A 26204-nucleotide genomic window follows, 5' to 3' on the forward strand; every position below is an offset into this window, starting at 1 on the left:
CAACCTGTTTTAACAATGGATTTGCCTCGAGAATTAGTAAATAACAACGATCTTTAAAAAAGGAGGTAATCGTAAACTTTGGTGCTATGGAACAAGGTGGCTGATTCCGCTCCAGGATGCTCGCTTTCCGCAGGAGTCTCGCGCCTTACGCTCCAATCAACCCGATTTAACAATGGGATTTCCTTACAGAAATCATAAAATCTGCTTAATCGGCCAATTAAAGTATAATTATTTTATAAATAAAGAGTTCTTTGAGTATAATTATGGGTATAAACAAAGACTAGAAATTGCAATTATCGCATGTTTAAACAAGAGAGGATGGAAGGGCTTGGGATATTACGACGACCACGATTTTGAAAATCGAAAACAAAGAAAAAAAGGAAGCAAACTCGGTTATTTCCTGGCGGGGCTTGCGGGCGTCATCATCGGAGCCATTCTGGTACTGAGCATACTGCCGAGTCTTGGGATGTTCAAGAATAACGAGGATGAAAATGTTTCCCAGGATGCAACCGTTCAAAACGGTAAAAGCGTCAATGAACATGTGAACCTGGATGTTACAACCTCTGTCACGAAAGCAGTAGATAAAACAGGAGATGCGGTTGTCGGCATCGAAAATATCCAGAAATCAAGCTTCTGGGACCAGGATAACGGCAAATCCGCCTCGGCTTCAGGTTCAGGGGTAGTTTATAAAAAGGCCAATGGCAAAGCGTACATCGTTACGAACAATCACGTAATCGAAGGTGCCAATGAACTTGAGGTAACATTAAAGGATGGCACAAAGCTTACGGCTAAGCTTAGGGGAAGTGATCCCTGGACAGACTTAGCGGTTATTGAGGTAGATGGAAGCAAGGTCAAAAAGGTTGTTGAATTCGGGAATTCAGACAAGCTGAAGCCAGGTGAGCCTGTAATAGCAATCGGCAATCCGCTTGGGCTGCAATTTTCAGGCTCCATTACACAGGGAATTGTGTCTGGGTTAAACCGCACGATTGATGTAGATATCAATGAAGATGGAGAAGTGGACTGGAATGCCGAGGTCATCCAAACCGATGCGGCTATCAACCCGGGCAACAGCGGCGGTGCACTGGTCAACATGGCGGGGCAGGTTGTCGGCATTAACTCCATGAAAATTGCCGAAAGCGCTGTTGAAGGCATTGGCCTTTCCATTCCAATCGATGCAGCCATTCCAATTATTAACGATATTGAAAAGTATGGTGAAGTGAAAAGAGCCTATATGGGAGTTAACCTTAGCTCTGTAGAGGAAATTTCTCAGTATCATCAGCAAAATACACTTAAGCTGCCTGCTGGAGTCAAATTTGGGGTTGCCATTACAGGTGTGCAGCCAAATTCACCGGCATCCAAAGCTGGCTTAAAGGAATTCGATGTCATCATTAGCATGGATAACAAAGAAATTAAAGACGTGGTAGGATTAAGAAAGTACCTTTATAATGAAAAGAAAATTGGCGACAGCGTAAAAATAACGTTCTACCGTGACGGCAAAAAGAAATCGGCAACAGTCCGGTTATCTGCTGAAACGATGTAATAAAGGCAAATATTCAGCGGGAAAGCAGTTGCTTTTCCGTTTTTTCGTGCGGTAATGACGATTTTTCTTATTTCTGATAGGATAGATACGGTGTGGATAAAATAAATTGAAGGCCATTTATAGAGAATTGTGGATAAAAAAAGGCACAGGCGAAAAACAAGAAATATGTCGAAATTTATGATGGGTAAAGGAGGCCGCCCTATATGATTTATTGTTGCAAGGACCATGTAGAAAAGGCGCTGGATACAGTGGTAGCAGAGCATGAAACAGCTCCATTATTAGAGGAAATACCATCGGAAAAACAGTTATCAACATGCTGTGAATATTGTCGAAACACGGCTGTATATATGGTAGGGAACTAATATTCGCATACAACATGTGGATAGAAAATGTGTATATGTGGATAAGTATTGTGGATAACGTGTTCGTAAACTGTTTGTAACCTGTTTGTAAAGTGGGGATGAAGAATGAATATCAGTATTGTAACAGTAGGAAAGCTAAAAGAGAAATACCTGAAGCAGGGCATTGATGAATATCTGAAACGGCTATCAGCTTATGCTAAAGTTGAAATCATCGAGCTGCCGGATGAAAAAGCACCTGAAACACTAAGTGAAGTAGAAATGGAACAAATCAAAGAAAAAGAGGGAGAAAGAATCCTTCAGAAAATCAGCATCGACGCCCATGTCATTGCCCTTGCGATCCAGGGAAAAATGAAATCATCCGAAGATCTTGCAGAAACCCTGGACAAACTCGCCACATACGGCAAAAGCAAAGTCGCCTTCGTCATCGGCGGATCACTCGGCCTCAGCAAAGAAGTCCTGCAGCGTGCAGACGAATCCCTCTCCTTCTCAAAAATGACCTTCCCGCACCAGCTCATGAGGCTGATACTTGTGGAACAGATTTACCGGGCGTTTAGGATTAATCGGGGGGAACCGTATCATAAATAGAGGCGTTTTTTGTTAAAATTGAAAAACTCCTGGATTATGGGAATAAAAATATAAACTAGGCAAGAGATTTTTGTTTATCTTGTCTAGTATATGTTTCTTGTCTGGAATGCCTGAAGTATTCAATATAGCAAATAGTTTGGTCAACTGAAAAAGAATAATAGACAATGTACTTACCTTCATGATTTTGTAGCTTCCTTCCCAATCTGGCTGATTTGCTGGGATACTTGTTCCCAGTAGGGGGATTTTTACTTAGACTCTTTTAACCAAATCTTTTTTATATTCCTTTGTTTCGCTTGCTGTAAAATAATGACTCTGAATGTTATTAAACCCTTCGAAATGCTTGTTTCGTCCATATTATGTTCATGCTAAAGGTCACCTTGTTCAATCATGTCTAAAACATCATCAGTTGAAAAAACATTTCCTTCTAAAATGTCTTTTTTTTGCTTGAAATAATTTTTGTTTCAATTCAGGATCTCTCCCAACGTCGTCTTTTACTGTTGTTTCGGGTCATCAATTACAGATAAAAAGTATCTCTTTCCACCAATTTCGAAAATCGATTCACCTTCATAGATCATTTTTTTAATTACTTATGCTGCATATCCTCGTAATTTTTTCATCAACTTACCCCGATCATTATTTCTTTATATTCACTAAAGACATGGATATCTTTTATTCCTAATCCACTAATTTATGCTTTACAGCAAAAAGTGCAGCTTGTGTGCGGTCAGCGAGTTCTAATTTTGAGAGTATATTTGAGACGTGTGTTTTGACTGTGCGTTCAGTGATGACTAGTGCATCCGCAATTTCTTTATTACTTTTTCCAGTCGCAATTTCTCTTAGGACCTCCAATTCACGTTTTGTTAATTCATTCATATTCCGTTTCGGATTAGATAAGCGAGTTAATAAGTGTGATGTGGCTTTAGGGTCTAACTCGTTGGATCCGTTGTATATCTTACGAATACACTGAGCGAGTTCATCAGGCTCGATATCCTTTAGCTGATACCCATTTGCTCCTGCCTCAAGTGCCGGTATAACATGATCCTGGTCGGAAAAGCTGGTCAACATCATAATTTTTATAGGGGGATATAATTTCTTGATCTGCTTTGTTGCTTCAATTCCATCCATTCCAGGCATGACGAGGTCCATTAAAATAAGATCAGGCTGCAACTGTTTAGCAAGCTGCACCACTTCCTTCCCATCACTGGCTTCCCCAACAATAGCCATATCGGTTTGTGTACTGAGAAAAAAGGCAAGGCCTTTGCGGACCATATGATGGTCATCTGCGATAAGTACTTTGATCATAACGAGCCTCCTTTATAATGGGATTTTGATATTGATGGATGTTCCTTTCCCTTGTAATGACTTTACCGAAAACTGACCTTGTAAGTCTTCCGTTCTCTCGCGCATAGTTCTGAGCCCCAGAGATGGTAGGTTGAAATCTTTGGAATATGAAAATCCGCAACCGTTGTCCGTAATCGTCAAGGTCACTAGTCGTGAAGTGGTGTGGAGATTGACCTCTACGTGATTGACTTGCGCATGTTTTTTGCAATTGGAAAGTGCTTCTTGGCCAATTCGCAGTAGAGCCTCTTCTATTTTTCCTGGGAGACTAGTTATACCGGTAACCGTCGTATTCATTGTTAATCCAAGTAATTCAGCATAGCCTGTAAGAGTACTGATCAAGCCGCACTCAAGCCCTCGCGGTCGCAGCTGCCAGATGAGAGCGCGCATTTCCCCTAGAGCCTCCTGAGCAAGTTTCTGGATATGGGAAAAGGTTTGGTTGACTTGTTTTTCTTCTGATAGTTCCTTTCCTGCTCGTGCCGTGAGTGAAAGGGAAAATAATAGTTGGTTGACCGAATCATGCAAGTCCCTTGCTAAGCGGTTGCGTTCGGCGAGTAACGCATGTTCCTGCTCGCGCTGTGTTAAGGTAATTCGCTTGAGTGCTGTACCAATTTGATAGGCTACGGATTCCAGTAAATCTAACTCTGAGGCTTCAAAATGAGTCTTGTGCGGTGATCCTACATTAAGCAGTCCAAATCGTTCATCACCCGCCCGGAGCGGTACTGTCGCATGATGGGTAATGCCTAGATGGCTGCCGATGTTATTCTCAATGGCTTCCTCAATCCGTGCACATTCAATGATATTGGTTGCCTTTGTTAAAGTCTTTCTGTTATAACGGTCCACACACCAGCAGTTTCCTTGGCACATGATGCGGTCTTGTTCATTAGCAAGTGCGGGTGGAAGGGACTGATGGGCTGCGAGCCGATGCATGCCATTATCTTCAATTAGGAATACCCAGCCAACTTTGAGTCCAGTAACATCCAGTAATTTTTTAAGAACCTCCTGTAAGACAGGAATTATATCTGTACCCTCATTTAATAGTTCTGCAATTTCTTTTAAAATATGAATCTCTTTATCTATCCTTCGAATGGTCAAAACACCCCCTCCTTTCTGTAAAAAAATAAGGTACTGCTATTATAACTTTTCGAAGATAAAAACAGCACAAGGATGTGCCCTTTTTCTGCTAGGCCCTTTGTAAAAACTCAATGACTTCTCCGCTTGGCCCTTGAAAAAAAACTGTTTGCAGATTCTCTAGTTGAAATGGCCCCTCTAATAGGGGAATGTCCTCTGCTAGCAGTCTCCTAATCGTTTCTTTAAGATAGGGTACTTCGAAACAAAAATGATGTTCACCTAAATCTTTGGGGACTTCTTTCACCAAAATGAGATCAAGCGTACATCCATTAAGCTCTAAAAAAGGAATATCTGAACCTCGGAATTGAACAGTCCGGGAAAATGTAAACCCGAGTATGCGCTGGTAGAAGTCTATGGATGCTTCAATGTCTGTCACTCCAATTGCGATATGATGCAGGTACATGTCCTACCTCCTATATGATTAAGTTCATATCACCAAACTCATGCCACAAATATTGTTCTTTGATGGCAAGTTCATAGGCATTATATAAATGTTCAGCTGACACAAAGGCGCAAAGCATATCAAGGTGACTCGCTTTGGGCTCGTGAAGTCCAGTGATAATGGCATCGACAATCTGGAGATGATAGTCCTTTGTGACATATAAATTTGTCCAGCCTGAAAGTTGCCCCATCTGAACGGCTGTTTCTAGTGCTCTTACTACAGTCGTACCGGCTGCAATGACTTTATGTCCATTTGCCCTGGCCTGCTGAATATCATTCATTGTTTTTATTGGAACTTTGTATTCTTCATGATTTTCAGTGGGATCGTGTTCCCATTTATCGTCGAGAAAATAGCTTAATCCGGTGTGAAGTTGCAGGAACGCTAACTTGATGCCTTTTTTTTGAAGCTTCATGAATTGCTGCCAGCTAAACGGCCGTCCAGCAGAAGGCATCTCAACTGAACCGGGTTTACTGGAAAAGACTGTTTGATAATATTCAAGTTCCCAAGGGGTATTGATATATTCATAACGTACTGGTTCACCTAGTGAATAAATCTCTTCTAATAGAGAGGTCCCTTTTTTGGAAAATCTAAGCCTTGAAATCGGACCATTGCAAGGAATGTCGATAACTGTTGCAAAAAGCGTGCTAGAAAAGTGAAAGGTGTCCCCTGCCTTTAATTGATCGGTGACTGCCAGAACATCCCAAATATCATCATGAACCCTTCGCGCAAGGCGAATTTCTGTTTGATTAGTGAGCGTATTGTTCAATCTGTGGTGACTTGCAATTAAGATGGCTGGCAGCGTTCGGCTATCATTTAGTACAATAACATCTCCTGGCTTGAGATAATCTTCTAAACTATAAAAAACATCATGTCGAACCTGTCCTGTATTTCTGTCAAGCACCATCAGTTTAACGTGGTCCCGGCGTATGCCTCTGCGTTCTGGTGGTGCTGTAGCGTTAAGTTCATCAGGAAGATAGAAATTAATAGAAGTGTTAGAAGTCATGAGAGTCACTTCCCTTTTGAAAGTTTTGTGCCATGAAACGCTGCCCATTTATTTGGCTTGAAGCCTCTGATGCTAGGTATAAAAATACAGCAACAATATCGGCGGGATCGGCTAATTCATAATCTGCATCTGGGATAGCGAGTGCGTGCATCTCCGTATCCATCTCACCTGGATCAACCATGTTAATTCTGACGTTTGTATGGCTCACTTCGTCAGCCCACGTTTGTGTCAGACCTTCGACAGCAAATTTGGATAACCCGTATGCCCCCCATCCGGCATATCCGGTGTGCCCTGCTTCAGAAGTTACATTAATAATCGACCCTTCGTTACGCTGAAGCATTCCTGGGAGAACGCGTTTGCTAACTAGGAATGGAATGAGCGTGTTCACTTTTAATACCTCTGTAAAGTCTTGTTCTGGATAATCCAGCAGATAGGGCATCGGGCTAGGGCCAAGAATGGAGGCATTGTTAATGAGCACATCAATTTGGCCAAACGTTTCCTCTGTAATAGATACAAATTTTTCAACGTCTCGTGTGAGGGAGACATCGGCTGGTATCGCTATTACGGGTGAGCCGAACTGTTCAAGTTCTTTTTGAACCGCAGTAATTGCTTCAGGGTTACGTGCACAAATAGCCAATTTGGCGCCTCCTTTTGCAAACGCGATAGCTAACGCATTTCCCAAACCTTTTGATGCACCAGTAATCATCACAACTTTATTACGAAAATTCATATATCAACAACTCCCTTTACGTTTTTCTTCCTGACTTTATTTTATGATGTAATATTTGTAATTTCTTCCTCAAAAGGAGTGAAGTTTCTCTAATACTTTTGATACAGATACAGTTTTCTAAGCCTCCTTTTCCTCTAAAAATTTATTAATCAATCGAATTGGATCGCAGGGAACATAATGGTATGATTAAAATCAAAAATAGTATGTAAAAAACATGGAGATCCATCAGCAGGTTAAGGGATCGGGGAAAAGGGAGAGGGTAAAATGAACCAATTGCTTCAGATGGGAGCGAATACATCGTTAAGCTCTTCTAAAGGTACGGTTACGGTCAGCTATGATAAGTCTAATTTAATAGATATTTCCTTAACGGCTTTTCTTTTAACAGATTCAGAAAAGGTACAGGGAGACAGCGGGGTTATCTTTTATAATCAGCCAACGACTACCTCTGGTGTAGCTGCACTTATGCCAACGGAGGAAACCGGCCATACAAAAGTACATAAAATTCATTTTGACATGAGTAAAGCTCCACAAGGTATTGCCAAAATAGCTATAACTCTTACGGAGGATAATAGCACGGGGTTTGCTAATGTAAAAAACTTAAAGGCACAAATAAGTTCAGAGGGAACTGTTATTGATTTTGTTCCATCCAGTTTTAAAAATGAAAATGGGATTGTTGCGTTAGAGGTATATGTAAGAAATGGCCAGACAAAGGCGAAATCCATTTGGCGCGGATTTGATTCAGGGCTTGATGGATTATGTAACCATTTTGGTGTTGAGGTTGAAGATGAGCAAAACAAGCCTTCTGAACCTAACACTATTCAGCAGCAGCCGTCCAAGGCTCCCGCTGCAGCAGTTCCTGAAAACAAAAACATGCTTCCGTCAATCAGCCTAGAAAAGGTGAAAGGTAAAATCAGTCTAGACAAAGGGCAAAAATCGGTGATCATTGAAAAAACTCCCGAAATTACGGCTACGGTATCGTGGAAGACGGGTACCGATTACGATATATATGCTTTAGTTTATACAAAGAACGGCAAGCAGATAGATGTTGCTATGTTTGGGGCACAAGGAACTCCTCCCCTCAGAAGCTATGGCAACGGTGCGGTTGAGCATATGGGAGATGTGGGAAGAGATAATAAGTCGATGAAGACAGAGATTATTAAATTAAGGCTAAATAATGATATTCTCGCCGTTGTTCCTGTGGTGTACTCTGCTCAGTCAAATGGAACAGGTTCCTTTTACAGATACAAAGTGTCCATGAGTATAGATAACCACAAAGGAACCTCCGTTACGATATCCTCCAAAAATGCAAATAACAATGATAGAATCTATACCTGTGTGCCTGGCATTCTTCATAATACGCAAGATGGCATTGCAATCACTCCATTGGAGCTGTATAGTGCCCCGAACTCTGAATTCAGGCCCAAGCTTAGGATGGGTGCTTCAAACATGGTAGAAGTTTTGATGGATTCTGGGCCTATAAATGATTACAAGTAGACAAAGACAGCAATTATAGAACAAGCAGAAGAGGGCTTAACCTAAATGGGTAAGGCCTCTTCTTGTTATTCCAGGTAAGAAGACTGCAACCAGTTAGTTGATTTGCTGCCCTTGTATGCAAATAGGAAGGGATTTTTTTATCCTGAACTCTTTAAAGGGGCTTTAAATGAGTTATTATTTGGGTTTTAATGCATAAGGTTGAAACAAATGTCCATTTCAAACGTAAGTATTGTAAAAGACGTAGGCTTGGGAGGCATGAGTATGAGGCAGCTTTATATAAAGCAGAAGGTATTCAGTCTTAGCGGGAAATTTACAGTAAAGGATCAACAGGAGAAGGATGTATATTACGTGGAGGGAAGTTTTATGAGAGTTCCAAAGACTTTCTCTATTATGAATGCATCAAGAGATGAAGTAGCACTCATTACGAAAAAGATGTTCAGCTTTTTACCAAAATTCCTGGTTGATGTGAATGGCCGGGATGTAATTACTATAAAGAAGGAATTTTCCTTCTTAAAAGCACGCTATTCAATTGATGCGGAAGGCATCGAAGTACATGGTAATTGGTGGGATATGGATTTTCAAGTTTTTCATCATGGTAAACTCGCAGGTGAAGTGAGCAAGGAGTGGTTCACTTGGGGCGATAGCTATAAGGTTCAAATAATAGATGAAGAGCTGGAAACCATTATTATTGCACTTGTTGTTGCCATTGATTGTGTAAAGGCTGATCAATCAGCTGCTTCCTCAACAGCGTCAATTTAAGTTAAACAGCTATTAAAAATTCCGCCCAGAATAGGTGCGGTGAACCGCAGTAAAATAAAAGGAAGCACAGGGACGGATTCTGTGCTTCCTTTTGTTATAACCAGCAAAAGTACTTTTTGAAGTTTCTATAAGTTTCCATTAACGAAATAAAAATAACACCTATCCCGTTTGTATCAGAGATAGGATACTTCAAAACCATTAATCTTTTCATTAATGGCAGTCTCTACATCCAAATCCACTGTAAAGCGTAAGTCCATAGATAAACACATCAGTGATATCTTCAAGTTTTGTTCTAGAGCTTCTTCACTGCTCTTCCATTGAAAATCATCAAAAATTAAGAGCCCTCAAGAGTGAGGGTGATGGCACAATCAATTTGATTAATTTTTTACAGCGAGTTCTATATCGAGCAGGGCTACTGTATGGTTTACGCAACCTGACTTTTCTTGAAAAGGAAATTACAAACTTTTTTGTATAAAAAAGTTGACTTCATGTATAGTTTACTTTACATTATGTATATAGTTCTTTACTTTGAAGGGGGTATGGCGGATGACCTATCAAGAAAAGAAAAGCATTATATCGTTAATCAGTTCCATTCTCATTTTTGCTGCGTACTGCTTGTACAGGTACCCGCATTATCCAGGCGGGGGAGCAAGTTCAAGGGAAGTGCTCCATTACTGGGGATCGTTCATACTAATATTGACACTGGTTTCCATCGCAGCTCACATCATAATCAGTATTATTTTCAATATCGTCTTCAGGATGACGACAGGAGAAAAAGAACCTGCATTCGCGGATGAACTGGATCAGCGAATTGATCTGTTAGCATTCCGGAATTCATTTGCTGTTTTTGTCGCCGGTTTTCTTCTGGCTATGGGCTCCTTGGTGCTCGACCATACTTTGAAGGTAATGTTTCTTGTTTTAATTATTTCAGGATTTATTTCAGACGTAACCGGTTCTTTATCAAAACTGTATCACTACAGGAGAGGAGTTTAAGATGAGTAAAGTTCTTGTTGGCAATTACATCAGAAAATTTCGCTTCAATAATAATGAAATGACCCAGCAGCAGTTGGCCGACAAGGTGGGTGTAACCAGGCAAACAATCGTGGCACTTGAAAAGGGAAACTACTCCCCCTCATTGGAGTTGGCATTTCGTATTGCTCACGCCTTTAACTTACCGTTGGAAGAGGTATTCTTTTACGGAGACCATGCAGAAGAGGAGAGATGAGGAAATGGGTTTTTCAACGAGGACAGCATCAAGAATTGCAGGTATTCTGTTTATTATTGCTGCTATTACAGCGATACTAGGTGTCATTTTTTATAAACCGATACTCAATGATTCAAACTACTTAATTCAAGGTCCCGCACATTCTAATCTTGTGGTTCTTGGTGCGCTTATGGAGTTAGTTCTTGTTGTTTCAGCAGTCGGGACTGCAACCGTTATGTTCCCATTCTTGAAAAAATATAATAAAACGATTGCCATATGGCATGTTTGCTTCCGATTTATGGAGGCCATTATTATCACGGTCGGGGTTATCAGTGTATTGTCTCTGCTTACCTTGAGCGAGCATTATATAGCCGCTGGAGGTTCAAATCTCGCCTCTTATCAAGTTTCCGGTATTTTGCTGAAAGCAGTGCATGACTGGACCTTTTTACTTGGACCTAATTTCTTCCTGGGAATCAACACAATGATGTATAGCTATATCTTCTATAAATCTAAACTTGTGCCTAGATTCATTTCAATATTAGGTATGTCTGGTTCCATACTCATTTTTCTAGCTGCCGTTTTAGAAATGTTTGGAATCATTGATCAAGTTTCTGCATGGGGAGGAATCCTGGCACTTCCGGTCTTCGCCAATGAAATGATTTTGGCAGTTTGGCTCATCACAAGAGGCTTCAATATTTCTGCAATGAAGTAACGGTAGGTAAGTCATCAGCCTTTAATAGCAATTGAGATTTTTGTATACAAAAACAGCACCTTCGCAAATTTGAGAGGTGCTTTTTTTATTATATAAGCTGTTTTCATCCCCTGCATCACTGAACTCATTAAAAACAACAATCTTTAAGAAAACAAAATCTTTTCTTTAGTAAGATGAAGGCATTTTTTGCTTTAGTTAGTAAGTGAAATCAAATGAAGATAATAACAGTAAAGATATTGCAAGAATTGAATTTTGTTTATACTCTCGCCTTTATTTTTAAAAATGCTGGGTAAATAGATGTATTTCTGAAATACACAATTGTATCTTTTGGGTGGTAGTATTATAATTGTATAATAATTCAGATAAGTAAAAAAGAAGCGATTTGCTGGAATGGGGGAGTCAAAGTGGCAGCGAAAGAATTAAAGAGAGGCTTAAAATCCCGTCATATTCAAATGATTGCGTTAGGCGGTACAATTGGTGTCGGATTATTTATGGGCTCAGCAAAGACGATTCAATGGACGGGTCCTTCTGTGCTGCTTGCCTATATGATTGCCGGGATTTTTATCTTTTTTATTATGCGGGCAATGGGTGAAATGTTATATGTGGAACCAAGTACGGGCTCTTTTGCAACATTCGGCTATAAGTATATTCACCCTATGGCAGGGTATTTAACAGCATGGAGCAACTGGTTTCAATGGGTGATTGTCGGGATGTCAGAAATTATTGCCGTTGGAGCTTACATGAAGTATTGGTTCCCGGATCTCCCTGCTTGGATTCCAGGTTTAGTTGCCTTTGTCATTCTTGGGGCAGCAAATTTAATTTCCGTTAAATCATTTGGTGAGTTTGAATTTTGGTTTTCGTTGATTAAAGTTGCCACTATTGTAATCATGATCGTTGGCGGATTTGGTCTCATTTTCTTTGGATTTGGCAATGGAGGAACCCCAACCGGATTCGCAAACCTCTGGGAACATGGCGGCTTCTTTACAGGAGGCTGGACAGGATTCTTTTTTGCTCTGTCACTTGTTATTGGGGCATATCAAGGTGTCGAATTAATCGGGATTACAGCCGGAGAAGCAGAAGATCCGCAAAAAACCTTAACAAAAGCAACCCAGAGCATTATCTGGCGGATTTTAATTTTTTACATAGGGGCAATATTTGTGATTGTGACTGTGTTTCCATGGGACCAGCTGCATTCAGTTGGTAGCCCGTTTGTTGCAACCTTTGCAAAAGTTGGCATTACAGCGGCAGCCGGAATTATTAACTTTGTTGTCATCACTGCGGCAATGTCCGGGTGTAACAGCGGGATTTACAGTGCAGGAAGGATGCTGTACACATTGGGCGTTAATGGACAAGCACCCAAAATTTTCACGAAATTGACTTCAGGTGGGGTCCCGCTTTTAAGCACGATTGGTGTATTGGCTGGTTTGGCAGTGGGCATTATTTTAAGTTATATTGCACCAAAAAATTTATTCGTCTATGTTTATAGTGCCAGTGTACTTCCAGGGATGATTCCTTGGTTTGTCATTTTAATCAGCCAAATTCAATTCAGAAAAGCAAAGGGTGACAAAATGAACAATCATCCATTCAAAATGCCTTTTGCCCCTGTATCAAACTACCTGACAATTATTTTTCTGATTCTAATACTAATAGGGATGGGTTTTAATAAAGATACACGCGTATCGCTTGTTGTAGGTATTGTTTTTCTCGCGCTTGTTTCCATCAGCTATTACGCATTTGGCATCGGAAAGAGCGCAGCAAAAGCTCAAACTAAACGCGTTTCTAAGACTTCCTGAACATATCAATATTAGATCCAAACCTATATGCGGGCGTCTATTGTTGTTTATATTAATAATAACTTCTAGTCATAAACAAATGAACTATGGCTGATTTTCTGCTCTAATACTCAATAAAAAAGGGAAACCACTAAGATGGTTTCCCTTTAAAATGTTCTGTCTTATTTAGTTTAAGCTATATTCTTATACTTGCAGAGCAAGGTCAATTATTATCACGATTCCCATTTTTTGAACAATTCATAGAAGCAGAGATGGAATGAGATAAGTGAACTCCTTATACAATAGGAAGCCAGCCAGGGATGCTAGTATAGTACTCCCATATTTTATCAGAAATAGCCAGTTCTTTTTGATCTTTTTTAGATAATGTTGTACGGATTTTGTCTTCTTCACCGGCTTGTACTTTTTGTACCCACTGAGGTTCCATTATCAATTCCCTACCTAAAGCGATTAAAGGTACACCTGTTTCAAATGCTTTCATCACTTCATCGGCTGTCCGCAGCATCCCAACACCCATCACAGGAACACGATTGCCGACACGTTCTTGGATCATAACAACTCGGGATGTCTGATCGTTATCATCACGGATTGATCCTTTCCAAAAGCCGCCGACAGAAATGTGGAGATAATCAAGGTCCTGATCCGCTAACTTGTCCACTAATTGCAACGTGTCTTCCATGGTAATGCCAGGATTCTCTCTTTCTTCAGGCGATAACCGATAGCCGATGATAAAAGGTTTGGCTGCATGGTCTGAAACTGCTTTTTTAACAGCATCAACTACAGCAAGCGGGAAGGACATACGTTTTTCCAGTGTTCCACCCCATTTGTCAGTTCTGCGATTTGAGTGTGGAGAAAAGAATTGCTGAATCAAATACGTATTGGCACCATGTATTTCAACTCCATCATACCCAGCTTCGATTGCTCTTCTGGTTGCTTCACCAAATGCTTTAATAATTTCATCGATTTCGTCTGCTGTCATTTCCCGAGGTACCACAGCATCGTCCCGTTCCGCGGCTACCGCACTCGGAGCAATTGGTTGACCATCGAGCAGTTCTTCAGGAGGGCACATTCTGCCACCGTGAAAAATTTGTAAAATTGCCTTTGAACCTTTTTCCTGTATAGCTGTCGCCACACGTTTTAAACTGGGGATTAGGGAATCGGAATCTGCACCAAATTCACCCGGGAATCCTTTTCCATTCCTGGTGACGTATGTGCATGCGGTGATGACCGCTCCTACACCACCGGCCCGTTCTTGATAATACGCAACTTCTTCGTCTGATACTTCACCATTTTCATGTGCCGCCGTATTGGTCATGGGAGCCATTGTAATACGGTTTTTTATTTCAACTCCAGAACGGAAAGTAAATGGTTTAAAAGCAGCTTCATATTTTGGATTCATTTTTTTCTCCTTTTGTTTACATCAAGTTTGTTAAAGGGTTTTCTATTTAGCAAATAGATAACATAGACTATAAAATGTCTTTGACAGGCACTTTTTTTATATTCTAAACAAAAAAATTTTAGATATACATTAAAAGCTTGCTATTAAGATTGCCAATTTTGACCTATTTTAGCTGAGTAATTTCTGCCAATATTTCATAGGAATGGAGGCGGGCCTTCTGATCATAAACCTGGGCGATTGCCATGATTTCATCGGCTTGACTTTCAACCAGAAACTTTTCCAGCTTTTCTTTTACGGTTTGAGGGCTGCCGACTATCGAAGTTCCTAATTGATTTTTAAGCGCTGCTATTTCATAGTCGCTCGCTAAATCATTAATATTATCCACTGGCGGCTGCAATGGGACTTCCTTCCCGCGCATTAAATTCAAGAACTGCTGCTGCAATGTTGTAGCGAGCCGCTCAGCTTCTTGATCTGTTTCGGCCGCAATGATGTTTAACCCTACCATTGCATGCGGCTTGTCCAGAACTTTAGAAGGCTTAAACGAACGGCGGTACAGCTGGATAGCCGGCAGTGTGTTATGCGGCGAGAAATGGCTCGCAAATGCAAATGGCAGTCCAAGCTCTCCTGCCAGCTGAGCACTGTATCCGCTTGAACCTAACAGCCAAATAGGTATGTTTAATCCCTGACCCGGAATTGCTTTAATACGATTATTTCCTTGTGCCAGGGAAGGGTCAAAGTAATTCCGGAGCTCAGCCAGCTGCTCAGGGAAATCTTCTCCAGAACTTCTCAAGTCACGTCTTAATGCACGTGCGGTCAGCTGATCAGTGCCTGGTGCACGGCCCAAGCCAAGATCAATACGTCCTGGATATAATGATTCCAGAGTACCAAATTGCTCAGCAATAACAAGAGGTGCATGATTCGGCAGCATAATGCCGCCTGAACCTACCCGAATTTTTGATGTACCTGCTGCAACATGGGAAATGACTACCGATGTTGCGGAGCTGGCGATAAATGGCATATTATGATGCTCAGCGAGCCAGTATCGGTTATACCCCAGCTTTTCAGCGAGCCGGGCGAGCTCCAAAGTATTGCGAAAAGAATCAGCCGGCGTACTTCCATCCGCAATTGGAGAGAGATCCAGGACCGAGAATGGAATATTTGTAATTTGTTTTGTATCATTTTCAGGCATATGCACATCTTCTTTCTTTAATAATTTTCTTTGTCTTCTTTTACTGCTTCAATCTAAATCACATTAATTTAACTGATTTAATATCTGCAGAAAATACATCCTTTATTAGACTAATTTACTGCAGCCTGAGACAAAATTTCATAAGAGCGCAGCCGTGCCTTATGATCGAAAATCTCTGTATGAGCCATAATTTCATCAGCGCCAGTCTTTTCTACTAACTCATGGAACTGCTGCTTCACACCTGCAGGGTCCCCGATGATGGAAGTGAAAAGCTGTTCTTCAACCGCCCTGCGCTCATTATCGTTCCAAATCTCGTCCATATTATCAACAGGAGGCAAAATGGGCGAGGGCTTTCCGCGGGTTAACAAAAGAAATTTTTGATACATCGAAGTGGCAAGCCTTTGTGCCTCCTGCTTCTCATCAGCAGCCACTACTTGAACGGCTAACAGTACATAAGGTTCCTTCAAAAATTGAGAAGGACGAAAATAATCCCGGTACAGTCTTATGGCCTCCATCATGTTACCTGGAGCAAAATGTCCCGCGAAAGAGAATGGTAACCCAAGTATTCCAGCCAATTGTGCACTATATAATCCTGAACCTAACAGCCAGATTGGCACATTTGTCTTTTCGCCGGGAATGGCGTGAAAACTAAATGAACTATCCTCAGTGGCTGTTCCTGTACCATAAAGATATGCGATAAGCTCCTGAAGCCGGGCATCAAATTCTGGTTCCCCAGCAACCCGCTGCCGCAATACATTTGCTGTAAATTGGTCGGTGCCAGGTGCCCGCCCCAATCCAAGGTCGATCCGGCCGGGGAAGAAGGTTTCTAATGTTCCAAATTGCTCTGCCACGGAGAGAGGAGAATAATGGGAAAGCAGCATTGCGCCTGATCCAATACGCATCTTTTCCGTGACAGAGGCTACTCGTCCAATTACGATCGGAGATGCTGAACTCGCCATTCCTGCCCAATTATGATGTTCTGCCAGCCAAAACCGTTTATATCCCCACTGTTCTGTTTTCTTTGCTAGATCAAGCGTGTTTTGAAGGGAAAATCCGGCTGATCCTCCCTCGACAATTGGGGAGGGATCCAGTACTGAAAGTTCTATTTTCTTTGTCATAATTTTTCCTCCTTTTATACAGCTTTTAAAGCTGGCTTGTACCTTTATGGGTTGGAAAGTAGGGTAAAACAAATTCTCCAAGCTCCTGGATTACTTCCTCTGGAGGGCGCTTGGAAAAATACAGAACAAACGCCAAATGGTTGACACCAATCGCTTGAAATTGATAAAGCAGATCAACTAAATGGTTTCTTCCTACGGAATAGCCTAAGGGTATGGGGACAGGCATTTCATCGGGATTTTCCACTAAATCGATGAACAAGCTTTGAGAGAAGGGTTTAAAAACTCCTGGAGCATGAACTTCAGTTAAAGCACGATAATCCTGGATAAGCTGCGCCTGTTGAATAATGCTTCTTGGGTATTGAAGCCACCCATCCCCATTCCTGGCTATCCAATTGATAGACTGATTGCTAAATCCAGTTACCATGGTCGGAATTGAAGATACAGGCTTTGGGATTAACCTCATATCCGTACCATCGATCAGCCCTCTGTTGCTGTGAATCGTCGGCTGATCCTCTTTTAACAGCCGGTCGAGAATTTCGAAGTTTTCTTTAAATAATGGACCGCTTTCTTGCTTAGATACCCCTAAAGCTGTAAAGTCTTTTTCCCTGTCGCCTGAGGCCACTCCCATAATCAATCGGCCTGGAAACAATTGATCGATTGATGCAGCTTCCTTGGCTACCCTGACAGGGTGGCGCAAAGGGAGAACGACACTTCCAGTCACTAACGCAATGTGCTTCGTATAGGCAGCAAGATACGTCAAATAAATCCATAAATCGTACTTTTGGCCGTTATCGTCAATATTCAAATTCTGCATCGTAATATCACGGAGCCATAATGAAGCAAAGCCAAATTCCTCGATTTTACGGGCAAGCTCCAGCTGATTCTCCATAATCGGATTTTTAGACATCCTGGCAGTCGGGAGGACAAATCCGAGTGTCATTTTGTCTTTCAGGTACATGCTGTTATAGGCATGATGATTTTGAAAACTCACTCTTGGTCCTCCTTAAAGGTTAAATTTTTAAGCCAATATACTTTTCAAACTGTTTAATGGTTTCCTCATTGCGTCGATAATAAGTCCATTGTCCGATTCGTTTCATTTCCACCAGACCGCTTTGCAATAATATAGACAAATACTGGGAGGTAGTGGACTGTGATAATCCTACTTTGCTGTGAATATCACTAACACAAACCCCGCCATCAAAGCCTTTTTCATAGATGACATGGGCTTGCGGGGAAAAATTATTATCAGGTTCTTTCAACATTCTTAATATATTCACTCTCGTTTGATTTGCCAGAGCTTTGAAAATTTCAACTGCCTGTTCGTCTTTTATCATATTTGCTTCCTGATTCAACGCTGCTTGCCCCTTTCTGATTAAAATCTATTTAGGAATACGTATAAACAAACCAAACAAAAGGATATTGATAATTTGCGATATATCTATATTAATTTCCTTTATACCCAAAATCAACTTTTATGCTTTGTTTTAGACAGGGCTGGGAAACGGCTTTAAAGGAACTGCACAAATTAGCTTTGAGAACAGGTGGCGAAGAGTTGAGGATTATTTTGCCTATCTTTTAAATGGTTTGGGTTGGCATACGGGAAGAGAAATCTGGTCCAGTAATTGGCCGAATTTCATCTGAAGGCATTGGCCCAATTAGAATATTATGCAAAATTTGAATTATCGAGTAGGCAGGTTAGGAAGTGATTAACGCAGGATTAGGGTTGAATGGGAATGGAAGGGTAAATGAAATACTTGGTCAAGGACATGCTATCCATGATTCTGATGCTACCTGCAATTCGCCCGATCCAAGAATCATTCCTGTCATATCCCTATAGAATTAAATTCACATCAAGAACAAAAGGCTGTTTCATAATTGGAGAGAGAAACTTTTATTATATTCTTTTCAATGGTCCTCAGAAAGATTCACAATCGTTATTAACAATGTTTCAGAAGTTAGTGAATAACTTGAAGGACAGCAGGATTTATTAGGGGGACCCTATCATAAGAATTGAGGCTGTTATTCTATACAAAAAAATAAATGACACCTAGACTGCACTATGTCTAGGTGTCATTTATTTTGTAATGAGATGTATCCGAGGTCTAAAGAAACTGTGTCAGGAAGCTTTACTCAAGTCAGTTTCATTGTTTGTGTCACTTGATGCAGAGTTAAAATCTTGTTTATCCAAGAATACGGTGGCCAAGGTACCCCCGACCAGACCCCAGAATGGCGCTCCAATATGGAGTATAGAGATTCCAGAGATTGTGATTATAAAGGAAAAGAGGGCGCCTGACTTGAATGGACCAGAGAAACTCATTTTCAAAGAGTCAACCAGTACACTAATCATGGCGATGCCGCCTAGTAATTGTATTAATGAGGCAGGAATGACATATGGGATTTGCGCAGCTATTGGAGAGAATATAGCTAATAAACAGGATAATACTCCTAATACAATAGCAGCGACATACCTATGTTCTAGTTTGCCTGAATCTTTATTAACAAGTAAGCCCGTCATGGGACCTGCAATGCAGGCTGGGTGGCCCCCAAAAAAAGCATTTATAATGGTACCGATTCCGCTCCAATTGGTCATGGCATTGATCGGCGGACGATAGCCATGGGTCTCTAACATAGCAATCCCTTGGGCATTTTGAATGGCAATAACCGTTAAGAGTAATGGTATGACAAGTTCCCCTACAACGGAAAAACTAAATGATGGAATGATAAAATGGGGAATGCCCATTGCTATATGGAGAGGCTGTACCGATACGTTCGGCAAAAATTTAAGACAAAGAATTGCTGCTATAATCGCTCCTAATATAGGAGGGAACTTTTTTGAAAATCGTAAGAAAAAAGAAAGAGCAAGAAAGACAAGTAACGGGATTCCGTTGAGTAACGGATTTTTTACAACCGAGCCGATCATGTTAGTTCCAAAAGGGAGTAAGACACCTGACACCATCCCCATCATAACTGGCATAGGCAAAACCTTCATCAATTTTGTAACAAGGCCAGTTGATCCTAAAAGAAAAATAAGGATCCCGGTTATAATATAGGCACCAACCACTTGGTTGAAAGAGTAATGGGTTAAGCTTGAGCCGACAAGAATGGCTCCAGGTATTGAAAAGGCATAGCCTATGGGCTGCCCATAATATAAGGAGACGATGAGCGTTAGGAGTCCACCCATTCCATAAATGGCGAAAATCCATGAGCTGGTTATGCTATCAGACAAATGACCTTTTGCAGCAGCTTGTAAAACAATTAATAATGGTCCTGCTGAACCAAAAAGCCAGGCCACAAATCCATTTGATATATTCCCAACCGATAAAAGCTTTGGAAATTGTATGGTATTTTTTTTGAACAACAAAGTCACTCCCCTTCACCTTATGAATTACACTACACCTTAGTGTATACTTAATTTATTAATACTTAAAATATCTGTTTTATCTTTTTACTATATCTTTTAGGTATGATGGAGGTTTCATCTTGGATATTAGACAGTTAAAATACTTTGTCACTATAGCAGAAGAAGGTAAGATCACGACAGCTGCAAAGAAATTAAATATTGCCCAGCCCCCTTTGAGCAGACAACTCAAACAAATGGAAGAAGAGCTAGGCGTCATTTTATTTGACCGAGATAACAAAAGTCTTAATTTAACCTTGGAGGGGGAAAGATTACTTCTTCGAGCAAAAGAACTTTTAAATAAACTTGATGAAACAATGGTTGAAGTTCAAGAATTGAGGAAAGACGCCAGTGGGATTTTATCTGTCGGATCCAATCTTTATTGTGCATCTTTAATTCTTTCTAAGGTGATAGATATTCGTGAGAGAAATCCTGGTCTTACTTTCAAAGTATGGGAAGGTGAAACGATTCATCTCATAAAAATGTTATCTAAACGTCAGATTGAGATTGCGGTAACAAATAGTCCAATAACAGAAAAAAGTATCTCTCAAATGAAATTGGAAAGTGACCCATATGTGCTTGTTTTGCCTGAAAAATGGACGTGGAGTGGATCGGAGCAATGCAGCTTAGAGGAAATCATCGATTTGCCATTGATTCTTCTGCGACCAAACTATGGTTTAGGTGCGTATGGACAAATTGTCAATGAATTTCAACGGCTAGATTTAGAACCAAATATACTGTGCGAATGTCAGGATTTAATTATGTTACTTGGTCTCGTTTCATCGGGATTTGGTGCAACGATTTTACCGCTCTCGTTATTATCCCTCCAGTCATTGGGAGGATTGAGGGTCATTCAGCTAAAGGATCAGACTTTAATATCTGAACCCAAAGTGATTTGGAGGAAGAATAGTTATTTATCAAAAGCAGCAAAAGAATTTTTAAAACTTTTTTAGACACCAACACTATTTCTCAAAAGTAAAGGCTGTTTTCGAAAGCTTTGCTGCTATGGAACAAGGGGTTGATTTCCGCTTCAGGATGCTTGCTTCCCGCTAATCCCGCAGAAGTCTCGCACCTTACGCTCCAATCAACCTCATTTAATAATGAAATCTCCTCACAGAACTCATAAAAAAACAACAATCTTTAAGAAAAGAGGCAAAGTAAAAGACTTCAACGTTGGAAAATATCAAATAAAATGAAACAGGTATTAGTTTTCACGCGATTTTCCAATGAATTAATAAAGCACCAGTCCTGTATATGTCTGGTGCTTCTTATGATTAGAGGAAGGTTTGTTTAAATGAGTGAGATCATATTTAAGTAGTAGTTCTTTTTATTGCCCAAATCGGTAATGGTTTGAGCGATCTTTTCCATACCATCTTTTATTTGATGGTCATGCACTTGAGAAATACATAAACGAATGAGATTGTCTTTATTAAAATCGGATAAGAACATTCTGCCTGTATCATCTATTAATATCTGTTGTTCAGAAAGTAGAATAGCGAGTTTTATTGCTGAAATGTGATCTGGTAAATAGATGGAAAGATAAAATCCTGAAACCGGCTTTGTGTATTGTGTGCCATCCGGAAGGAATTGTTCGCAAGCACTTTTTAGCAATTGTATTTTATTTAAATATACATTCTTTATCTTTTTCAAGTGACTCTGATACATCCCGCTTTTCAAATAGATATCTAATGCTCCTTGAGAAAGGACAGGGCTGTTGAAATCTGAACTGAATTTATAACGCAAAAAGCTTTTTATCATTATTTTTGGCAATACAATACTGGCAATCCGCAGCCCGGGAAGAAATACTTTTGAAAAGCTTTGAATATAAATGACTCTTCCAGACGGATCAAAAGCGAAAAACGGGTCAGCTTTTTTATCAGGCTCTAATTCACCTAGAAAATCATCTTCCACAATATATACATCATACTTATTTGCTAATTCCACAATTTTCTTCTTCTCACCATTTGTATAAGAATGTCCAAGAGGATTATGAAATCTTGGAATGACATAGAAAAACTTAATATCGTTGTTTTTGAACATATATTCAAGGTGTTCTAAATCGATTCCTTTCATGGATAATTCGATGCCAAAGGTTGTAACCTGGTTTAAATCAAGAGATTCAATCATCCCGAAATAGGTTGGTTGTTCAATAAGGATATTTTTTTTGCCGTTTGGAAAGGGGATTGCCGTTAATAGATGAATAGCCTGTTGAGAGCCTGAGACTATGACAACACGGTCTATTTCAGTAAAGACTTGCGAAATTTGAAGGTTTTTCACGACTTCTGTACGTAATGATAGAAGGCCTTGTTGATCGGAATATGTAAAAATTTCTTCCTTATATTTTTCAATCGCCTGATTTAAGCAATGCTGAAACTCAATGTATGGCAGCAAATGCTTATCAGGTCCTGCTGACAAGAAATCAATTACATCAGGCTGATTATCAGGCAGTTTGAATTCATTGACAATATAATAGCCGCTTTGAGGTATTGCATAAATTAAGTGTTCTCTTTCTAACTCACTGTAAGCTTTAATGACCGTATTTTTACTGCAGTTAAATTTTTTAGATAGCTGTCGAACAGAGGGTAGTTTATGACCAGCAGCTAAATTTCCATTTGAAAGCTGCTGCTTAATCTCATCTGCAATTTTCATGTACTTTGGATTCAATATTATTTCATCCTCCTTAAACTGTACCCTGACAGATGCAGAAAACAGCCATCATATCCATTATCTGTATCTAGTATTATGTGATTATAACAAAATTATCATCAGATTTTTCAGGACAATTTACAGGAGTTAGGGAGGAAGCTGTGTGGAAAAAGAAAAATTGGGGTTATTGCTTGGGTTGGCGGGTGTTATTTGTTTTAGTCTGACATTGCCGGCTACCAGGATTGCTGTTGAATACTTCGGAACAACGGTAGTTGGTTTAGGAAGAACGGTCATTGCAGGAATCCTGGTTGGTGTAATACTGATTGTTCGAAAGGAAAAAGTACCTGACCGGAAGCAATTTAAAAGTATTGTAATTGTCGCTGCAGGGGCTGTCTTAGGTTTTCCATTAATGACTTCATGGGTGATGAAGTCATTACCCGTTTCACACGGAGCCGTTGAATTAGCATTACTGCCGTTAGCAACAGCTGGTATCGCGCTGTTTAGAGCGGGGGAAAAACCCTCTTTGAAATTTTGGCTGGCAAGTTTCATTGGTGCAGGAGCTGTTATTTTATATGCGTTTAATTTAGGTTTTGGAAAACTTCAATTGGAGGATTTAGGACTCTTAGCTGCAGTCGTTATTTTAGGTTTTAGTTATGCTGAGGGCGGAAAGCTTTCAAAAGAAATAGGAAGCTGGCAGGTCATCGCATGGGCTATTGTAATAGGAGCACCATTCTTTCTGATTCCAGTAGGGATGAGTATTTCTTTGGAAATGTTAAATGCTCCAATACAAGCTTGGGCCAGTTTACTTTACTTAGCTATTGTAAGCCAGTTTTTAGCATATGTTTCCTGGTATGGCGGGATGGCATTAGGCGGAATTGCACGAATTAGCCAACTGCAATATATGCAGCCGTTTCTGATGATTTTGTTTGCAGTGCTCTTTTTAGGAGAATCTATTACAACCGTAACAATAATAACGGCAATCATTGTAGTATTTTCCGTACTCATTGGCAAAAATGCCGCGGTATCTAAAAATGGCTTATCGACATAAATGCAATTGGAGGGAACTGCAGTGTTCAGCTGTAAAGAGTTTAATAGATTGGTTGAATGTTCATAAGTTTAACTGACCTCCAGAGTAAGATGAAATAAGATAATTAATGAATGGCTGCATAATAAAAAGTCCCCAGAAGTGAAGCGGTATCTAGCTTCACTTTTTTGTCCTCTTAATGACAGACCATAAGAGCAAGAATGAGGATGAAATGGATGCCGGATACTTGTTAAAATGGTTTCAATAGCATACTTCAAAGCAATCTTGCTGCGGCAAGCGGAGGTTATCGGAAAATACATCCCCTGTATGCGCACTAGCATTCGTGCAGAAAGGATAGTGGGACCATGGCTAATATCAATCTTTCTTTCGAAGAGATGTGGGAGAAAATCATCGCGTGTGACCGTATGTATGATGGCCTATTTTTTACGGCTGTAAAAACAACGAAAATATACTGCCGTCCTTCCTGCAGATCAAGAAAGCCTAAAAAAGTGAATGTAGAGTTTTACGATGATATCACTGAAGTTGAAAAAGCGGGTTTTCGTGCCTGCAAAAGATGTCAGCCTGAAGCTGAACAATCCCCGCATATGGAGGTTGTTAAGAATGTCATTACGTACCTGATCAACTGTTATAAGCAAAATTTGGTTTTAAAAGATATAGCAGATCAAGCAGGTTTAAGTCCCTTTTATTTGGACCGTTTATTTAAACAAGAAACCTCTGAGACTCCGCGGACTTATTTAGATAAAATACGCATCGATAAAGCAGCCCATCTTCTTAAAAACACGTCCTTGACGAACCTGGATATTTGCTATGAGGCGGGATTTAGGAGCCCTTCCAATTTCTATAAAGTATTCCGCAGCTTAAAACACTGTTCACCTAGTGAATATCGAAAGGAACATATGCATGAATTGGATGGATCATGAATCATATATAGAAATATATCCTCCAGAGGAATTTAACTTTGAAGAGTGTTTGATTTTTTTAAAACGATCTGATCTTGAAGTCCTTCATCATATTAAAGAGGGGGCTGTATATAAACTAATAAAAGTTAACGGATTCCTGATATTATGTAAAATTGAGTTCATCAATAATGTCATGAAAATCGAATTTCCGCTGGGTTCCCCGTCCGCTCAACTTCGCAAAAAAGCAGCAGAATTTATTTGGGAATGGTATGACTTGGAGCAGAACTTAGGGGCATTTTATCAAATGGCAGCACAGGACAAAGTTTTAAAGAATCTTGTTCGTAAATATTATGGGCTACGTATGATGTGTATTCCGGATTTATTTGAGGCGTTAGTGTGGGCGATTATAGGACAGCAAATTAATTTAACATTTGCTTACACAATTAAGAAACGCTTCGTCGAACAATTTGGAGAAAGTCTTACATTCGAAGGTGAAACGTTTTGGCTATTTCCCTCATTTGAAAAAACAGCTTTAATAAACACAGATGATTTGAGGAAACTTCAATTTACTGGCAGGAAAGCAGAGTATATCATTGGCATTGCTGCGGCGATGACAAACGGCGAATTAACAAAGGAATTATTGCTTCAGGAAAAAAATCATCAGCAAATACGCGGGTCATTATTGAAAATAAGGGGTATCGGGCCATGGACAGCAGATTATGTGATGATGAAATGCCTGCATGATATTTCATCCTTACCAGTTGCCGATGTCGGCCTCCATCATGCATTGAAGAATGTATTAAATCTTGAGAAAAAACCTGCTATAAAAGAAATAGAAGCATATGCAGCAGATTGGGAAGGGTGGCAGGCATATGCTGTCTTTTATCTTTGGAGGTCTTTATATGACAACAATATATAAATTAGATTATGAATCACCGATTGGCGTGATGGAAATAATCGGTACGGATAAAACAATATGTTCCATTATGTTCTCTAAAGAGGAAAAAAAGGTGAATCTGCTTCATGCTGAAACTCCCCTAATTTTAGCAGAATGCTATAACCAGCTCGACGAATATTTTAAAGGAAAGCGCTGTGAATTTACATTTTCTTATCAGTCTGAAGGGACTGGCTTTCAAAAAACTGTATGGGAAGCTTTAAAAGAAATTCCTTATGGGGAAACGGGGTCTTATAAGGATATCGCCGTGTCTATTGGAAATGAAAAAGCGATGAGAGCGGTAGGAAATGCGAATGGGAAAAACAAGTTGAGCATTATCATTCCTTGTCACAGAGTAATCGGATCAAATAGGAAGTTAACCGGTTATGCAGGTGGCCTGTGGAGAAAGGAATGGCTGCTTCAGCATGAGAAATCTTTCAAGAGGGCAGAACTCAAATAAATCTGCTATGGGAGAACTCATAAAATA

26 protein-coding genes are annotated in these 26204 nt (G+C 40.1%); 14 read left to right on the forward strand and 12 right to left on the reverse strand.

Annotated features, from left to right (window positions below; all coding sequences use genetic code 11):
* The first annotated feature begins 328 nt into the window (after window positions 1–328).
* From BM126_RS04665 to rlmH, 3 genes are all read left to right on the forward strand, one after another.
* Window positions 329–1540, forward strand: a complete 1212-nt coding sequence (locus BM126_RS04665; RefSeq protein WP_090988447.1) for a S1C family serine protease — start codon at window positions 329–331, stop codon at window positions 1538–1540.
* 203 nt (window positions 1541–1743) lie between these two features.
* Window positions 1744–1902, forward strand: a complete 159-nt coding sequence (locus tag BM126_RS04670; protein ID WP_090988448.1) for a CxxH/CxxC protein — start codon at window positions 1744–1746, stop codon at window positions 1900–1902.
* A 105-nt stretch (window positions 1903–2007) separates the two neighbouring features.
* Window positions 2008–2487 (forward strand): 23S rRNA (pseudouridine(1915)-N(3))-methyltransferase RlmH, encoded by a 480-nt coding sequence (gene rlmH / locus BM126_RS04675; RefSeq protein ID WP_090988449.1) that lies wholly within the window; start codon window positions 2008–2010, stop codon window positions 2485–2487.
* 675 nt (window positions 2488–3162) lie between these two features.
* Here the strand turns inward: rlmH and BM126_RS04680 are convergent.
* The 5 genes from BM126_RS04680 to BM126_RS04700 form a co-directional block, all read right to left on the reverse strand.
* The gene (locus BM126_RS04680; protein ID WP_090988450.1) at window positions 3163–3789 is read right to left on the reverse strand and encodes a response regulator; all 627 of its coding nucleotides are present in this window, start codon (window positions 3787–3789) and stop codon (window positions 3163–3165) included.
* A 12-nt stretch (window positions 3790–3801) separates the two neighbouring features.
* Window positions 3802–4920, reverse strand: a complete 1119-nt coding sequence (locus BM126_RS04685; protein WP_305728146.1) for a GAF domain-containing sensor histidine kinase — start codon at window positions 4918–4920, stop codon at window positions 3802–3804.
* 88 nt (window positions 4921–5008) lie between these two features.
* A complete protein-coding gene (locus tag BM126_RS04690; protein ID WP_090988451.1) occupies window positions 5009–5359 on the reverse strand; it encodes a VOC family protein in 351 nt (116 codons plus the stop codon).
* Window positions 5360–5369: 10 nt separating this feature from the next.
* Complete coding sequence (locus tag BM126_RS04695; protein ID WP_090988452.1) at window positions 5370–6401, reverse strand: S-adenosylmethionine:tRNA ribosyltransferase-isomerase; 1032 nt, start codon at window positions 6399–6401, stop codon at window positions 5370–5372.
* On the reverse strand, window positions 6391–7131 hold the full coding sequence (locus BM126_RS04700) for an SDR family NAD(P)-dependent oxidoreductase (RefSeq protein ID WP_071349590.1): 741 nt from the start codon (window positions 7129–7131) through the stop codon (window positions 6391–6393). Before BM126_RS04700 ends, BM126_RS04695 begins: the two co-directional genes overlap by 11 nt.
* 264 nt (window positions 7132–7395) lie before the next feature.
* Between BM126_RS04700 and BM126_RS04705 the strand changes: the two genes are divergently transcribed.
* From BM126_RS04705 to BM126_RS04730, 6 genes are all read left to right on the forward strand, one after another.
* Window positions 7396–8625: a TerD family protein gene (locus BM126_RS04705; RefSeq protein WP_090988453.1), complete on the forward strand. Its 1230-nt coding sequence runs from the start codon at window positions 7396–7398 to the stop codon at window positions 8623–8625.
* Window positions 8626–8886: 261 nt separating this feature from the next.
* Window positions 8887–9384: an LURP-one-related/scramblase family protein gene (locus BM126_RS04710; protein WP_090988454.1), complete on the forward strand. Its 498-nt coding sequence runs from the start codon at window positions 8887–8889 to the stop codon at window positions 9382–9384.
* 546 nt (window positions 9385–9930) lie between these two features.
* The gene (locus tag BM126_RS04715) at window positions 9931–10377 is read left to right on the forward strand and encodes a hypothetical protein (RefSeq protein WP_090988455.1); all 447 of its coding nucleotides are present in this window, start codon (window positions 9931–9933) and stop codon (window positions 10375–10377) included.
* 1 nt (window position 10378) lies between these two features.
* Window positions 10379–10609: a helix-turn-helix transcriptional regulator gene (locus BM126_RS04720; protein WP_090988456.1), complete on the forward strand. Its 231-nt coding sequence runs from the start codon at window positions 10379–10381 to the stop codon at window positions 10607–10609.
* 4 nt (window positions 10610–10613) lie between these two features.
* Window positions 10614–11300 (forward strand): DUF4386 domain-containing protein, encoded by a 687-nt coding sequence (locus BM126_RS04725; RefSeq protein WP_090988457.1) that lies wholly within the window; start codon window positions 10614–10616, stop codon window positions 11298–11300.
* 404 nt (window positions 11301–11704) lie between these two features.
* Window positions 11705–13093: an amino acid permease gene (locus BM126_RS04730; protein ID WP_141770029.1), complete on the forward strand. Its 1389-nt coding sequence runs from the start codon at window positions 11705–11707 to the stop codon at window positions 13091–13093.
* A gap of 274 nt (window positions 13094–13367) precedes the next feature.
* On the opposite strand, the gene BM126_RS04735 is transcribed toward BM126_RS04730, so the two are convergent.
* From BM126_RS04735 to BM126_RS04765, 6 genes are all read right to left on the reverse strand, one after another.
* Complete coding sequence (locus BM126_RS04735; protein ID WP_090988458.1) at window positions 13368–14489, reverse strand: NADH-dependent flavin oxidoreductase; 1122 nt, start codon at window positions 14487–14489, stop codon at window positions 13368–13370.
* A gap of 163 nt (window positions 14490–14652) precedes the next feature.
* Window positions 14653–15678, reverse strand: a complete 1026-nt coding sequence (locus BM126_RS04740; RefSeq protein ID WP_090988459.1) for an LLM class flavin-dependent oxidoreductase — start codon at window positions 15676–15678, stop codon at window positions 14653–14655.
* Window positions 15679–15788: 110 nt separating this feature from the next.
* Entirely contained in the window at window positions 15789–16796 is a 1008-nt protein-coding gene (locus BM126_RS04745; protein WP_090988460.1) for an LLM class flavin-dependent oxidoreductase, read from the reverse strand.
* Between the two features lie 25 nt (window positions 16797–16821).
* Window positions 16822–17787 carry a TIGR03571 family LLM class oxidoreductase gene (locus tag BM126_RS04750; protein ID WP_090988461.1) on the reverse strand — a complete coding sequence of 322 codons (966 nt, stop codon included), beginning with the start codon at window positions 17785–17787 and terminating at the stop codon, window positions 16822–16824.
* Window positions 17788–17806: 19 nt separating this feature from the next.
* Entirely contained in the window at window positions 17807–18130 is a 324-nt protein-coding gene (locus BM126_RS04755; RefSeq protein ID WP_090988948.1) for an ArsR/SmtB family transcription factor, read from the reverse strand.
* A 782-nt stretch (window positions 18131–18912) separates the two neighbouring features.
* Window positions 18913–20154: a benzoate/H(+) symporter BenE family transporter gene (locus BM126_RS04765; protein WP_177201314.1), complete on the reverse strand. Its 1242-nt coding sequence runs from the start codon at window positions 20152–20154 to the stop codon at window positions 18913–18915.
* Window positions 20155–20276: 122 nt separating this feature from the next.
* Here BM126_RS04765 and BM126_RS04770 point away from each other — a divergent pair, with 122 nt between their 5' ends.
* Entirely contained in the window at window positions 20277–21146 is an 870-nt protein-coding gene (locus BM126_RS04770) for a LysR family transcriptional regulator (protein WP_090988464.1), read from the forward strand.
* A gap of 337 nt (window positions 21147–21483) precedes the next feature.
* On the opposite strand, the gene BM126_RS04775 is transcribed toward BM126_RS04770, so the two are convergent.
* Window positions 21484–22857, reverse strand: a complete 1374-nt coding sequence (locus BM126_RS04775; protein ID WP_090988465.1) for an aminotransferase-like domain-containing protein — start codon at window positions 22855–22857, stop codon at window positions 21484–21486.
* Window positions 22858–23002: 145 nt separating this feature from the next.
* Between BM126_RS04775 and BM126_RS04780 the strand changes: the two genes are divergently transcribed.
* The 4 genes from BM126_RS04780 (at window position 23003) to BM126_RS04795 (ending at window position 26177) form a co-directional block, all read left to right on the forward strand.
* Window positions 23003–23887: a DMT family transporter gene (locus BM126_RS04780; protein ID WP_090988466.1), complete on the forward strand. Its 885-nt coding sequence runs from the start codon at window positions 23003–23005 to the stop codon at window positions 23885–23887.
* Between the two features lie 341 nt (window positions 23888–24228).
* A complete protein-coding gene (locus BM126_RS04785) occupies window positions 24229–24804 on the forward strand; it encodes a bifunctional transcriptional activator/DNA repair enzyme AdaA (protein ID WP_090988467.1) in 576 nt (191 codons plus the stop codon).
* A complete protein-coding gene (locus tag BM126_RS04790) occupies window positions 24785–25702 on the forward strand; it encodes a DNA-3-methyladenine glycosylase family protein (RefSeq protein ID WP_090988468.1) in 918 nt (305 codons plus the stop codon). Before BM126_RS04785 ends, BM126_RS04790 begins: the two co-directional genes overlap by 20 nt.
* The gene (locus tag BM126_RS04795) at window positions 25686–26177 is read left to right on the forward strand and encodes a methylated-DNA--[protein]-cysteine S-methyltransferase (protein ID WP_090988469.1); all 492 of its coding nucleotides are present in this window, start codon (window positions 25686–25688) and stop codon (window positions 26175–26177) included. The genes BM126_RS04790 and BM126_RS04795 overlap by 17 nt, the downstream gene beginning before the upstream one ends.
* Window positions 26178–26204: the final 27 nt, after the last annotated feature.

Source organism: Bacillus sp. OV322 (genome assembly GCF_900112495.1).
Taxonomy (GTDB): Bacteria; Bacillota; Bacilli; order Bacillales; family DSM-1321; genus Peribacillus.